The organism is Sulfitobacter sp. M85, assembly GCF_029285915.1.
In the GTDB taxonomy this organism is placed as follows: domain Bacteria; phylum Pseudomonadota; class Alphaproteobacteria; order Rhodobacterales; family Rhodobacteraceae; genus Sulfitobacter; species Sulfitobacter faviae.
In genome coordinates this window covers 489769-503125 of record NZ_JABECQ010000001.1, presented here as the reverse complement: position 1 = coordinate 503125, position 13357 = coordinate 489769, and the positions used below count along the sequence as shown (strand labels likewise).

Genomic DNA, 13357 nt, shown 5'->3' with positions numbered 1-13357 from the left:
GCTCCCTTAACCCAGTTTGATCGTGGACTCGTCCACGAATTCGGCGACAGGCACCGGCAAGTTGCGCGGAGCCGGCCCTTTACGGATGCGGCCCGCGGTATCGTAGTGCGACCCGTGGCAGGGGCAGAACCAGCCGCCAAAGTCGCCAGCATCACCCAAAGGCACGCAGCCAAGGTGTGTGCAAACGCCCATCTGAACCAGCCACTCGCCGCTTTCGTCCAAGGCGCGGTTCGCGTCCGTCGCAGGCACATCGCCGCCAAGGTTCGCGTTCTGCGCGATGGGGTCCGGCAGGCTGGACACGTCGACAGCGTTTGCTTCTTCGATCTCGGCCTCGGTGCGGCGGCGAATGAACACGGGCTTGCCCAGCCATTTCACAGTCAGCTGCGTCCCGACTTCGACGCCGGACACATCCACACGAATGGACGACAGCGCCTTTACGTCGGCAGAGGGGTTCATCTGGTTGACCAGCGGCCAGACGGCGGCACCAACGGCGACGGCACCTGTACCGGCTGTCGCGTAATACAGGAAATCCCTCCGGGTGCCTGCGTGTTCTTCTGCTTGGGACACGGGTTTACTCCAATTCTTGGCCAACTTTGGCCGACAGACATAGGGGTGGCGTCACCTTGCCACCTGACTTCTCGCCGCTATCTACCGGGATGGACCGCGCCCGTCCAGATGTCAAAGCCGCGCATCTTGGATCAACCGCGCCACAACGCGGCAAAAATACCGCGATTGTGGCAATATCATTACGGCGCGCTTACTGCGGCGGCGCGGTATGGGTCATCGCAGGGCGCGAATCAAAGGCATCGAACCATGTCGCCAGATCGGGGTTTCCGGCCCGCCAATCCCGCGCAGCATGGCGAAAATCGATATATCCCAAGGCGCAGCCAAGCGCGATTTGGCCCATGTCCAAGGGCCCGGCCAAATGCGCAGCCCATTGATTGTTAAGCGTCTTACAGGCCCGGTCGACCTTGCCCCACTGGCCTTCGACCCATTCCGACATGCGTTTATCTTCGGGGCGCAGCTTGCCCTCATAGACCATGGCAAGCGCGGCATCGAGCATCCCATCCGCCGTGGCCTCCAGCGTCAAAGTGTCCCACCTGCTTGCGCCTTGGGGGTAAAGCCCCGCCCCGGCGCGGTCATCCAAATAGGCGCAGATCACCCGGCTGTCATAAAGCGTACAGCCGTCTGGCCGCTCCAACGCGGGCACTTTGGTCAGCGGGTTGCGCGCGGCAAAGCCCTCTGCCGGGGCCAGCGGCGTGCCCGATGTCGGCTCCAGCGCCACATCGTCAAGCTGGCCGGTCTCATGCAGCAGCACCATGACTTTGCGGACATAGGGCGAGGTTGGAGAATAAAATAGTTTCACGTGAAGTCCCCCCTTGGTTGCCCGCACTATTCAACGGGGCCGCGCCAGACGCAACGGCGATCACACCCCGCGCATCAGGGCCGCCATCACCCCCGGATCCGTGCCGAACCCATGCGCCGCCATCTGGTCTGCCGCGGCCAGACGCACGGCCTCATCCTTGTTCTGACCCAGCTTCCATGTGCCGTCGACCCCGGTGACGCGGAGCTGACAAGGCACGATCATCCGCAGCATCTTGTCCCGCGCCTCGGGGGTCATCTTGTCCATTTTCCACGGAGTCTTTGGGGCCAGCCGCGCCTCATAGATCGCCGATTGCCGCGCCAGCAGATCGCGCAGTTCCTCGGCCGGGCGAAGCTCTAGCGTGCCGGTCAGATGCACGGCCACATAGTTCCATGTCGGCACCTGATCCTCGATCCCGTACCAGTCGGGCGAGACATAGCTGTCGGCCCCCGTTACCGCCAAACGCACCGGCTGCGGGGTTTTCAGCGCCCGCGCGATGGGGTTCGAGCGCACCAAATGCAACTCGCCCAAATCCCCGGCGTCGTTCAGGATGAAGGGCACATGCGCCATCAACGGTCCCTCTGCCCCGTTGATCGCCAGAACGCCAAAACCGGTGTCACGGGCAAAGGCAAGGTTCCGGTCGCGGCCCGCTTTGCGGTAGATCGGATTGGGGTGCATGGTGCCTCCTATGCGTTTCTTTTGGTATTGCAGAGCCTTGCGCAACTTGGCAACCTGACATCATTCTCAGGGCGGGGCGAAATTCCCCACCGGCGGTAAGCGGTCCTCGCAAGCCCGCGAGCGGCCTTTTCGAAGGTGTCAGCAGATCTGGTGCAACTCCAGAGCCGACGGTCACAGTCCGGATGAAAGAGAATGCGAACAAAGACGGGGGCGAAGCCTCGGTCTTTGCGCGTGATCGCCTTGGGTGGACGTGTCTGAACCTAAAGGAGATCACCATGACACAAGAACGTTCCGCCCGTTTCGCCTTTGTGCGTGCAAGCTGGCATGCGGATATCGTCGACCGCGCCTATGACGGGTTTACAGAAGTTATCGACGCCGCGCAGGTAGACAGCTTTGCCGTTCCCGGGGCCTTTGAACTGCCGCTCATGGCGCAGCGTCTGGCCAAGACGGGCCGCTACGACGCCGTGATCTGCGCGGCCTTCGTGGTGGATGGCGGCATTTACCGGCATGACTTCGTGGCGCAGACGGTGGTCGATGGGCTGATGCGCGTGGGGCTCGACTGCGACCTACCGGTGCTGTCGGTCTCGCTCACACCGCACCACTATCAGGAAACGGATCATCACAACGCGATCTACCGCGATCATTTCATCACCAAGGGCCGCGAAGCCGCGCAGGCCGCCCTTGGCATGACCCAAGCGCTGGAGACGTTTTCTTCAAATGAAAACGGCGCGGAAATTTCAAAAATTTCCGCCGCCTAGCCGAGATAGGCGCGCAGGGCCGGGGGCGGATTGTCGAGCAATTCCGCCGCCGGTCCCGGCGCATGGGCGCGCCCGCCTTCGACAAAGATCACCTCATCCGCGATGCGGCGCACGTCATCGGGGGCATGGGTCACCATGATCAGCCCCGCGCCGGTCTCACGGGCGAGGTCTTGGACCAAATCCAGCATCTCCACCCGCAGCGCCGGGCCGAGCGCGGCGAAGGGCTCATCCAACAGCATCCATGGCCGCGCCTGTAACAGCACCCGCGCCAGCGCCACGCGGCTTTGCTGCCCGCCCGACAGCGCGCCCGGGCGTTTGGCGGCGTGATCGCTGAGCCCCACCCGCGCGAGGGCGGCATCGACCGCCTCCCGGTCCGCTGCTTTCAGCCGCAGGTCGGGGCGCAGGCCAAGGCCGACGTTCTGCCGCACGGTGAGATGTGGGAACAGGTTATTATCCTGAAACAGCATCGTCATGCCGCGCTGGCCGGGATGTTGATCCGTGATCTCCTCCCCCTCCTGCAGCAGCCGCCCCGCTGCCACCGGCACGAACCCACAGATTGCCGCCAGCAGGGTCGACTTGCCCGACCCGGAGGGGCCGATCACCGCGTAGTTGCGCCCCTGCGCCAGTGTCATATCGGCCACGAGGGAGAACTCGCCCCGCTCAATGCGCATGTCTTCAAGCGTCAGCATGCCAGCGCCCCCATTTGTCGCAGATGAAAAACACCGCCAGCGCCAAGACCAGCAAAAGCAGCGCTGCGCCCGCCGCGGCCTCCATCCGGTAGGCGCCCATCAGACGATACATCTGCAAGGGCAGCGTCGCACGCTCCTGATCGGCGAAAAGCGCGATCACGCCGAGATCCCCCACCGACAGCGCCCCCGTCAGCCCGGCGGCAAAGCCCAATTGCGGGCGCAGACGCGGCAGGACCAGCAACCGCCACAGCGCCCAACCCGTCATGCCGAGGATCTGGGTCAGGGGGCCATAATCCTTCAAGGTCTCGCGCAGGCGCGGCACCAGAATGCGCAGCACGAAAGGCAGCGCCATCAGCGCGTTGACCAAGGCGGTGACCGGCAGGCTCAGCCGTGCGGGGTCCAGCACCGGGTTGATCAGGATGAACCACCCCGTGCCAATCATCAGCGGAGAGGCCGCAAGCCCCATCAGGCCAATCGCCTCCACCCCGCCACGCCGCCGGGTAGCAATCCAGCCTGCCATCGGCAGCGCCAGCAGGGCCAGCACCGCCACGCTCAACCCCGCCACCAGAATGCTATTCCCGGAGGCCTGCCAGACCGAGGCAGGCAGTTCCGCGACCCCCGCCAGCCCGCGCAGCACCACGGCCCCCAGCGGCAGCAGCAAGAACAGCGCAGCGAGCGCGATCACCAGCCCGTCTAATGCCCGCTGCGCGCCGCCCCGCGCATCCCAGCGGCGCAGGGGGCGGTCCAACCCGCCGCCCAAGCTGATCGGCGGGATCAGCCAAAGCGCCGCCACCGCCGCCACACCCGCGACCACAAGCTGCACCACCGACAAAAGCGCCGCCCGCCCCAGGTCAAAATCAAACCGAAACGCCTGATAGATCGCCAATTCGATCGTCGTCGCCCGCGGCCCACCGCCCAGCGTCAAAGCCACGGCAAAACTGGTCAGGCAGATCACGAATATCAGCGCCGCCACGCCGGGCAGCACCTGCCGCAGCATTGGCCATTCCAGCGCCAGAAACAGCGCCCGCGGCGTCATCTGAAGCTGCCCCGCGAGCCGAAACCGCTCAGAAGGGATGCTCTGCCAGCCTTGCAGCAAAAGCCGCGTCGCCAGCGGCAGGTTGAAGAAGACATGCGCCAGAACCACGCCATGCAGCCCGTAGATCGACACCGGCGGCAGGCCAAGAGCCGCGCCAAATTGGTTCAGCACGCCCGACCGGCCAAAGACCGTCAGCAGCCCCAGCACCGCCACGATCACCGGCAGAATGAAAGGCGCGCCCAGCAACGTGATCAGCGCGCCGCGCCCCCAAAACCGCCGCCGCGCCAGCGCCCGCGCCACCGGCACGGCCAGCAGCACCGAAAGCACCGCCGACCAAACCGCCTGTGTCGCGGTAAACCGCACCGCCGCCCAATCCGCCGGGCCGAGCCCCGCACCCACATCGGCCGCCGCGAAGACGGCGACCAAAGCGGCAAGGATCAGCCCCGCGACTAGCGCGGCGGCGAAAAGCCCCGTCTTGCCGCTTAACGCGACAGCGCGGTCAGCCATTCGTCCAAAGCCTCCTCACGGAGCGCGGGGACCTCGTCGTTCGGCACTAACAGCGCCTTGTCGGGCTGGATCATGCCCTCGAACCCTGCGGGCAGACCGCCTTCGGGCGTCACGGCGGGATACATCCAGTTGGTCGTCGGCAGCACCGATTGCGCGGCATCAGAGACGAGGTATTGCAAGAACCGATCCGCCAGTTCCGGCTGATCCGACCCGGCAAGCTTCCCCGCCACTTCGATCTGCATGTAATGGCCCTCGTCGAACAGCGCCGCGGTCTTGCTGTCGTCCTCCTCCGCGATCAGGTGATAGGCCGGAGAGGTGGTGTAGCTCAGCACCATGTCGGCCTCGCCTTCGAGGAAGAGACCGTAGGCTTCGGACCACCCTTTGGTCACGGTCACGACATTGTCGGCCAGCCCCGCCCAAATCTCGGGCGCCTCATCGCCATAGGCCGCTTTGACCCACATCAGCAGCCCCAAACCGGGCGTCGAAGAGCGCGGGTCTTGGATCACGATTTTCAGATCGCTCTCGGTCAGCGCTTTGAAATTACCGGGCGCGTCCAGATCGGTGCCGTGGACAAAAGCGAAATAGCCCCAGTCATAGGGCACGAAAACTTCGTCTTCCCAAGTGATCGGCAGGTCATAGTCGGCCTGCAACCCGCTCGGCGCGAACAGTTCGGTCTCTTTCGCGGCGGCGACAAGGCTGGTGTCCAGCCCCAGCACGATATCCGCGTCGGACCGTGTGCCTTCAAGCTTGAGCCGCGCCAGCAAAGCCGCGCCATCGCCCATGCCGACGAATTTCAGATCGCAGCCGCATTCGGCCTCGAACCCCTCTTCGATGGCCGGGCCCGGCCCCCATTCGGTGACGAAACTGTCGTAGGTATAGACCGTCAATTCAGGCGTCTCGGCCCATGTGGCCGATGCGCCCATGACGCCCGCAGCAAGTGTAAGATACTTCATCGCATCCTCCTTTTGCGGCGAAAGGTAAAAGGTGGATGTCTGTCCTGACCTTCCCTCCGCCGGTGTTAACCGGTTCAGGTTCAACGGGTCCGCACAGCATGCGCATCTCAGCCCAAAGGCCCCCCGAGGTAGCGTCAGGGGTAGATCGGACCTGCACAATTGGCAAGGCAAATCCCCTTGAGGCAGGGCGCTGCCCCGGCTAAGGGTTTGACAACAGGAGGTCCGCCCATGTCGATCAACAGCTTTGGCCATCTTTACCGGGTCACCACATGGGGCGAGAGCCACGGGCCCGCCCTTGGGGCGACCATCGACGGCTGCCCACCCGGCGTGCCGATTGACGAAGGCATGATCCAGCAGTGGCTCGACAAGCGCAAACCGGGCCAGAACAAATACACCACGCAGCGGCGTGAGGCGGATGAGGTCCGGATCCTGTCGGGCACCTTCGAAGGGGTCACCACCGGCACGCCCGTGCAGCTGATGATCGAGAACACCGATCAACGCTCGAAAGACTACGGCGACATCAAGGACAAGTTCCGCCCCGGTCACGCCGACATCACCTATTTCCAGAAATACGGCATCCGCGACTATCGCGGGGGTGGCCGTTCCTCGGCCCGGGAGACCGCCGCGCGGGTGGCGGCGGGCGGTCTGGCGCGTGAGGCGATCAAGGCGCTGGCGCCGGAGCTTCAGATCACCGGCTACATGGTGCAAATGGGGCCGCATAAGATTGACCGCGATGCGTTCGATTGGGACCAAATCGACCAAAACCCCTTTTGGGTGCCGGATGCCAAGGCAGCGGCGGACTGGGCCGACTACCTCGACGGGCTGCGCAAATCGGGCAGCAGCGTCGGCGCGATCATCGAAGTGACGGCGCGCGGCGTGCCTGCGGGTCTCGGCGCGCCGGTCTATGGCAAGCTCGACACCGATCTGGCCGCCGCGATGATGAGCATCAATGCCGTCAAGGGCGTGGAGATCGGCGAGGGCATGTCGGCGGCGATGCTGACCGGCGAATTGAACGCCGATGAGATCACCATGGGGCCGGATGGGCCGGAATATTCCTCGAACCACGCGGGCGGCATCTTGGGCGGGATCAGCACCGGGCAGGATGTGGTGCTGCGCTTCGCGGTGAAGCCGACCTCCAGCATCCTGACCACGCGGCGCACAATCACGAAACAGGGCGAAGAGACCGAGATCATCACCAAGGGCCGCCACGATCCTTGCGTCGGCATCCGCGCGGTGCCGGTGGGCGAGGCGATGATGGCCTGCGTGCTGCTGGATCACCTGCTGCTGCATCGCGGACAGATTGGTCAGAACCGCGGCATAATTGGCCCCGAGGCGTGAGGATCAAAGCATGAAAGTCGATGATTTCTCCGCCCGCCCCGCCCTTGGTGTCGGACTGAAAATCACGGCGATCCTGCTTTTCACCTGCATGTCCGCGATCATCAAATCGCTGGCCGACGATGTCCCCGCCGGGGAGTCGGTCTTCTTCCGCTCCTTCTTTGCCATTCCAGTGATCCTGATCTGGCTGGCGCAGCGCGGCAAACTGAAAAGCGGGCTAAAGACGCAAAACCCGATGGGCCATGTCTGGCGCGGGCTCTTCGGCACCACGGCGATGGGGCTGACCTTTACCGGCCTCGGCCTGCTGCCCCTGCCCGAGGTCACGGCCATCGGCTTTGCCACACCGATTTTCACCGTCATCCTCGCTGCCGTGTTGCTGGGCGAGAAAATCCGGCTGATCCGCGTGAGTGCCGTGGCGATTGGGCTGGTGGGCGTAATGATCATCCTCTGGCCGCGCTTCACCAGCATCGGCACGATGGAGCAGACGGCCACCATCGGCGCGCTGCTGATCCTGATGGCGACCATGGTGCGCAGCCTTGTGCAGATCCACATTCGCCAGTTGGTGCAAAGCGAAGACACCGCAGCCATCGTGTTCTATTTCTCGGCCACCGCGTCGATTCTGGCGCTTTTCACCCTGCCCTTCGGCTGGGTCATCCCCGATCTGCAAACCTTTGGCCTGCTGGTCCTTGCCGGGTTGATCGGCGGGGTGGCGCAGATCCTGATCACCTCGGCCTACCGCTTTGGCTCAGCCTCGATGCTGGCGCCCTATGACTATACCTCGATGCTTTTCGCCATTCTGCTGGGCTATGTCTTCTTTGCCGAACTGCCCACGATGATGATGCTGGCGGGCGCGGCGCTGGTGATCAGCGCGGGCGCGTTGGTGATCTGGCGCGAGCGGCAGTTGGGGATGGAGCGGGGCAAGGCGCGGTCTGTCACCGATCCCAAAGCGTGATCGAATGCGGGCTTTCGCCTGACCAATCCTCTGCCTATGGTGCCCCGAAACCGGATAGAGGAGATGACCGATGAGCGACGCGGATCCGAAAGATCACAAGGAAAAGATGCAGCAGCGTCAGGCCGAACAGCGCGCCAAGGTGGCCGAGTTGCAAGACCCCGAGAAGGGTCTGGTGCTGGTCCATACCGGCCCGGGCAAGGGCAAATCCTCTTCCGCTTTCGGCGTGGTGGTGCGCGCGCTTGGCTGGAAGCAGCGCGTGGGTGTGGTGCAGTTCATCAAGGGCAAATGGAAAACTGGCGAACGATTGTTCTTTGAACGGTTGGACGAGGTGACATGGCACACGATGGGCGAAGGCTTCACTTGGGACACCCAAGACCGCAACCGCGACATCGCCGCCGCCGAAGCCGCATTTGGCAAGGCGCGCGAGATGATGGAGAGCGGGGAATATGACCTTGTGGTGATGGATGAGATCAACATCGCCATCCGCTATGAATACCTCAAGATCGAAGATGTGATCGCCGGGCTCGACGCGCGTGACAAGCGCACCGCCGTGGTGCTGACAGGCCGCGACGCCCGGCCCGAGCTTTGTGACTATGCCGATCTGGTGACCGAAATGTCCGAGGTCAAACACCCGTTCAAAGCGGGCATCAAAGCACAGCGCGGCGTCGACTACTGAAACGAAAAGGATCGCCCGCTTCGGGGCGATCCTCCCACTGTGCCATGCAGAGGGCGCTTAGATCGCCGCTCCCTTGGGGTCGAGCGTCACCGAGTAAAGCTCGGTATCGGCGCGGTCCATCAGACGCACTTTCATCTGCTGGGTCTTGGCGTCGATATCGACCAAGCCAAAAAATTGCAGACCGGCGGAGGGCGGCAGGTTCACCTGACCTTCTTCGGGCGCTTTGACGTATTTCAACTCAGGGCCAAAGGTGCCGTCCAATTCGTTCGGGCCGAAGGTGCCGGCGTGCAGCGGGCCCGAGACGAACTCCCAGAACGGGTCAAAGTCCTGAAACTGCGCCTTGTCGGGGTTGTAGTAATGCGCGGCGGTGTAATGCACATCCGCCGTGAACCAGACCACGTTGTCGATCTGCGCGGTCTTGATGAAACGCAGCAGCCCCGCGATCTCTTGCTCGCGGCCTTTGGCGGCACCATTGTCGCCATTGGCAACCGCCTCGGCCCCGCCACCGACGACCAGACCGATGGGCATGTCGCAGGCGATGACCTTCCATGTGGCCGCCGAATTGGTCAGCTCCCGCTTGAGCCATGCCATCTGCTCGGCCCCGAGGATATCGGTGGCCTGCGACATCTCGGTCTGCATGTTCTCGCTGTTCGGCCCCCGGTAGCTGCGCAGGTCGAGGAAGAAGACATCCAGCATCGGACCGTAGTTGATCTTGCGGTAGACCCGGCCCGGCTCGGCGGGGGTGATGCGCAGCGGGGTCATCTCATGGAAGGCCTGCGAAGCGCGCGCGGCGAGGACATGGATCGACTTTTCGCTATAGCGGTCGTCTTCCATCAGGCTGCGCGAGGAGGACCAGTTGTTCACGACTTCATGGTCGTCCCACTGCATGAAGGTCGGCACATGGGCGTTCATCTCACGCACATGGTCGTCCATCAGATTGTATTTCCACTGACCGCGGTATTCGTCCAGCGTCTCAGCCACCTTGCGCTTCTCGTCGATGATGAGGGTGTTCTTCCACATCGTGCCGTCGTCAAGCTGCACCTCATCCTCAAGCGGGCCATCGGCATAGATGGTGTCACCGGAATGCAGGAAGAAGTCGGGGCGGTGTTTGGCCATGGTCGCATAGGTGCGCATGCCCTCATCGTCGATGCCCCAGCCCTGACCGGCGGTGTCACCGGACCAAGCAAAGCGCACGTCGCGGCGCGCGGTGGGCGCGGTGCGGAACTGGCCGATGATCGGCTCGGAAGTGGCGTTGATGTCGCTCAGGTCCGCAGCGGTGAAGCGGTAAAAGATATCCTGATCCGAGGGCAGCCCTTCGACCAGACGTTTCACCGCCAGATCGTGGTTCGGCAGCGCGTTCATCGGTGCAAGCTGGCGCGCGTTGGCAAAGCTTTCGGTGGTGGAGATTTCGACCTGCACCCGCGCCGGGCGGTCAGTGCGGGTCCAGATCATGCCGGACTGCGTGTCGACATCGCCCGATTGCACCCCATGGGTAAACACCGGGCGCGAGGCCGCGCGGCTGAGGCTGGGCATGGCAAGGCTTGCGGCAAAGGCGGTGGAGCCCGCCAGCACAGCGCGACGGGTCGGGCGGATCAGTTTGGTCATCTTGAGCTTCCTCTGAGGGTGGCGATGGCGGCACAGAACCCCCGGCGCGTGACAGAGCGCCGACAGCGGCGTGACTCTTTGGCAAAGCTTTGGTGACAGGACGGTGACGTGTTACCAAAATCCGTACCCTATTTTCATTCCGTAACATTTTGATTGAACCGAATCGCCCCGATGTGTAGATTACGGTGCAACAACAGGAGACCCCCATGCAGGCATTCATCTGCGACGCGCAGCGCACCCCCATTGGCCGTTACGGCGGCGCCCTCTCTTCGGTTCGCGCCGATGATCTGGCCGCCGTGCCGCTGAAAGCGCTGATGGAGCGGAACCCTTCCGTCGATTGGGCGCGGGTCGATGACGTGATCATGGGCTGCGCCAATCAGGCAGGCGAAGACAACCGCAACGTGGCGCGTATGGCGTCGCTATTGGCTGGCCTGCCGGTGGACGTGCCGGGCGCCACGATCAACCGTCTCTGCGCCAGCGGGATGGACGCCGTGGGCGCTGCCGCTCGGGCGATCCGCGCGGGCGATATGGATCTGGCCATCGCCGGCGGGATCGAAAGCATGTCGCGCGCGCCCTTCGTGATGCCCAAGGCCGAGACCGCCTTTTCGCGCAGCAACGCCGTCTATGACACCACCATCGGCTGGCGCTTCGTAAACCCGAAGATGAAGGCACAGTTCGGCGTGGATTCCATGCCCGAGACCGCCGACAACGTCGCCGCCGATTATGACGTGTCGCGCGAAGATCAGGACGCCTTCGCCGCACGTAGCCAAGAACGCTATGCCGCCGCCGCCGAGAAGGGCATCTTCGCCGAAGAAATCGCCCCGGTCACCATCCCGCAGCGCAAGGGCGAGGACATCGTCGTCGACAGCGACGAACACCCCCGCCCTGGCACCACGCTGGAGAAACTGGGCAAGCTGCGCGGCATCAACGGCGCCGACCTGACCGTGACCGCCGGCAATGCCTCGGGCGTGAACGACGGTGCCGCGGCGATGCTGCTCGCCTCCGAGGCCGGCGTGAAGGACCACGGCCTTGCCCCCATCGCCCGCGTTGCGGCCATGTCCGCGGCGGGCGTCGAGCCGCGCGTCATGGGCATCGGCCCGATCCCGGCGGTGCGCAGGGTGCTGGACCGCGCGGGCCTCACGATTGAGCAGATGGACGTGATCGAGCTTAACGAAGCCTTCGCGAGCCAGGGCCTCGCCACCCTGCGCGCGCTTGGCGTGCCGGACGACGCAGCACATGTAAATGCCAACGGCGGCGCGATTGCCATCGGCCACCCTCTGGGCATGTCCGGCGCGCGTCTGGTGATGACGGCGGCGCTGCAGCTCAAGCGGACGGGCGGCAAATACGCGCTATGTACCATGTGTGTGGGCGTGGGACAGGGCGTTGCCCTGATCCTCGAAAACGCAGGCTGACACTTCTTTCCTCGAAAGGAACGGACCGATGTATGCACAGATGATCAAATCCACCGGCAAGGGCGTCAAATCCCTCGACGAGATGGACCCCGACGAGCGCGCCTTTCAGGAACGCATCGACGCGGGCGGCAAGATCGAGCCCAAGGACTGGATGCCCGACGGCTATCGCAAGAACCTGATCCGCCAGATCGGACAGCATGCGCATTCCGAGATCGTGGGCCAATTGCCGGAAGGCAACTGGATCACCCGCGCCCCGACGTTGGAGCGCAAGGCGATCCTTCTGGCCAAGGTGCAGGACGAGGCTGGCCACGGCCTCTACCTCTACTGCGCGGCGGAAACGCTGGGCGTGACCCGCGACCAGATGACCCGCGACCTCCTTTCCGGGAAGATGAAGTATTCCTCGATCTTCAACTATCCCACGCTGACATGGGCCGACATGGGCGCCGTGGGCTGGCTGGTCGATGGTGCCGCGATCATGAATCAGGTGCCGCTGCAGCGCACCTCCTATGGGCCCTACGCCCGCGCCATGGTCCGCATCTGCAAAGAAGAAAGCTTCCACCAGCGCCAGGGCTTCGACATCATGATGAAGATGGCCAATGGCACGCCCGCCCAGCGCAAGATGGCGCAGGACGCGCTCAACCGCTTCTGGTTCCCGGCGCTGATGATGTTCGGCCCCTCGGACAAGGACTCGGTCCATTCCGCGCAGTCGATGGCGTGGAAGATCAAGATGAACACCAATGACGAGCTGCGTCAGAAGTTCGTCGACGAGACCGTGCCGCAGGCCGAGTACCTCGGCCTCACGATCCCCGACGAGACGCTGAAGTTCAACGAAGAGACCGGCCACTACGACTTTGCCGAGCCGGATTGGGAAGAGTTCTTTCAGGTGCTCAAGGGCAATGGCCCCTGCAACACCGAACGGCTGGCGGCGCGCAACAAGGCCTGGGACGAAGGCCGTTGGGTGCGCGAGGGTCTTCTGGCCCATGCCGAGAAAAAGCGCAGCAGACAAATGGCAGCGGAGTAAGCGACATGAGCAGCCCTGAATCCAGCGAATACGAAGGCACCGAGACCGCCCCCCACGGCGACGCACGGCCCACCGAATGGCCCCTGTGGGAGATCTTCATCCGCGGCCAGCACGGGCTGAGCCACCGCCATGTCGGCAGCCTGCATGCGGCGGATGCGGAAATGGCGATCAAGAACGCCCGCGATGTCTACACCCGCCGCAACGAAGGCGTGAGCATCTGGGCGGTCGAGGCCAGCGCCATCGCTGCCTCCTCCCCCGAGGAGAAAGGCGCGCTTTATGAGCCTGCCAATGACAAGGTCTACCGCCACCCGACCTTCTACGACATTCCCGACGAAGTGGGGGCGATGTGAGCGGCAGCGATACCAAGTTCGA

The 13357-nt window shown here is 63.9% G+C and carries 14 protein-coding genes and 2 riboswitches; of the genes, 7 read left to right on the top strand and 7 right to left on the bottom strand.

The features are described from left to right. Positions 1–6: 6 nt before the first annotated feature. From petA to HKX24_RS02515, 3 genes are all read right to left on the bottom strand, one after another. Positions 7–567, bottom strand: coding sequence for a ubiquinol-cytochrome c reductase iron-sulfur subunit (petA, locus tag HKX24_RS02525; protein ID WP_276153787.1), 561 nt, complete (start codon positions 565–567; stop codon positions 7–9). Between the two features lie 190 nt (positions 568–757). Next, positions 758–1366 carry a glutathione S-transferase gene (locus HKX24_RS02520; RefSeq protein ID WP_276153786.1) on the bottom strand — a complete coding sequence of 203 codons (609 nt, stop codon included), beginning with the start codon at positions 1364–1366 and terminating at the stop codon, positions 758–760. Positions 1367–1426: 60 nt separating this feature from the next. Beyond that, positions 1427–2041, bottom strand: a complete 615-nt coding sequence (locus HKX24_RS02515) for an FMN-binding negative transcriptional regulator (RefSeq protein WP_276153785.1) — start codon at positions 2039–2041, stop codon at positions 1427–1429. 58 nt (positions 2042–2099) lie between these two features. Then, positions 2100–2239: riboswitch (FMN riboswitch) on the top strand. A 77-nt stretch (positions 2240–2316) separates the two neighbouring features. On the opposite strand from HKX24_RS02515, the gene HKX24_RS02510 reads away from it, so the two are divergent. Continuing rightward, the gene (locus HKX24_RS02510; protein WP_276153784.1) at positions 2317–2799 is read left to right on the top strand and encodes a 6,7-dimethyl-8-ribityllumazine synthase; all 483 of its coding nucleotides are present in this window, start codon (positions 2317–2319) and stop codon (positions 2797–2799) included. Here the strand turns inward: HKX24_RS02510 and HKX24_RS02505 are convergent. The 3 genes from HKX24_RS02505 to thiB are packed head-to-tail and all read right to left on the bottom strand — an operon-like array spanning position 2796 to position 5984. Beyond that, positions 2796–3488: an ATP-binding cassette domain-containing protein gene (locus HKX24_RS02505; RefSeq protein WP_276153783.1), complete on the bottom strand. Its 693-nt coding sequence runs from the start codon at positions 3486–3488 to the stop codon at positions 2796–2798. The two genes, HKX24_RS02510 and HKX24_RS02505, sit on opposite strands and share 4 nt — an antisense overlap. Continuing rightward, positions 3475–5031: a thiamine/thiamine pyrophosphate ABC transporter permease ThiP gene (locus HKX24_RS02500; RefSeq protein WP_271692760.1), complete on the bottom strand. Its 1557-nt coding sequence runs from the start codon at positions 5029–5031 to the stop codon at positions 3475–3477. Before HKX24_RS02500 ends, HKX24_RS02505 begins: the two co-directional genes overlap by 14 nt. Then, positions 5007–5984, bottom strand: a complete 978-nt coding sequence (gene thiB / locus HKX24_RS02495; protein ID WP_271692759.1) for a thiamine ABC transporter substrate binding subunit — start codon at positions 5982–5984, stop codon at positions 5007–5009. The genes HKX24_RS02500 and thiB overlap by 25 nt, the downstream gene beginning before the upstream one ends. 34 nt (positions 5985–6018) lie before the next feature. Beyond that, positions 6019–6120, bottom strand: a riboswitch (TPP riboswitch). A gap of 92 nt (positions 6121–6212) precedes the next feature. On the opposite strand from thiB, the gene aroC reads away from it, so the two are divergent. From aroC to cobO, 3 genes are all read left to right on the top strand, one after another. After that, positions 6213–7322, top strand: coding sequence for a chorismate synthase (gene aroC / locus HKX24_RS02490; RefSeq protein WP_271692758.1), 1110 nt, complete (start codon positions 6213–6215; stop codon positions 7320–7322). A 10-nt stretch (positions 7323–7332) separates the two neighbouring features. Continuing rightward, positions 7333–8271 carry a DMT family transporter gene (locus HKX24_RS02485; protein WP_271692757.1) on the top strand — a complete coding sequence of 313 codons (939 nt, stop codon included), beginning with the start codon at positions 7333–7335 and terminating at the stop codon, positions 8269–8271. 70 nt (positions 8272–8341) lie between these two features. Beyond that, the gene (gene cobO, locus HKX24_RS02480; protein ID WP_271692756.1) at positions 8342–8947 is read left to right on the top strand and encodes a cob(I)yrinic acid a,c-diamide adenosyltransferase; all 606 of its coding nucleotides are present in this window, start codon (positions 8342–8344) and stop codon (positions 8945–8947) included. Between the two features lie 57 nt (positions 8948–9004). Here cobO and HKX24_RS02475 read toward each other — a convergent pair whose 3' ends face one another. After that, positions 9005–10552 (bottom strand): alkaline phosphatase D family protein, encoded by a 1548-nt coding sequence (locus HKX24_RS02475; RefSeq protein ID WP_271692754.1) that lies wholly within the window; start codon positions 10550–10552, stop codon positions 9005–9007. A 206-nt stretch (positions 10553–10758) separates the two neighbouring features. Here HKX24_RS02475 and pcaF point away from each other — a divergent pair, with 206 nt between their 5' ends. Genes pcaF through paaB form a run of 3 tightly spaced genes read left to right on the top strand, consistent with a single transcriptional unit; the run spans position 10759 to position 13335 of the window. Beyond that, positions 10759–11964: a 3-oxoadipyl-CoA thiolase gene (pcaF, locus tag HKX24_RS02470; RefSeq protein ID WP_276153782.1), complete on the top strand. Its 1206-nt coding sequence runs from the start codon at positions 10759–10761 to the stop codon at positions 11962–11964. Positions 11965–11992: 28 nt separating this feature from the next. Next, positions 11993–12985 carry a 1,2-phenylacetyl-CoA epoxidase subunit PaaA gene (gene paaA, locus HKX24_RS02465; RefSeq protein WP_271688712.1) on the top strand — a complete coding sequence of 331 codons (993 nt, stop codon included), beginning with the start codon at positions 11993–11995 and terminating at the stop codon, positions 12983–12985. 5 nt (positions 12986–12990) lie between these two features. Next, positions 12991–13335, top strand: a complete 345-nt coding sequence (gene paaB / locus HKX24_RS02460; protein ID WP_271692752.1) for a 1,2-phenylacetyl-CoA epoxidase subunit PaaB — start codon at positions 12991–12993, stop codon at positions 13333–13335. Positions 13336–13357: the final 22 nt, after the last annotated feature.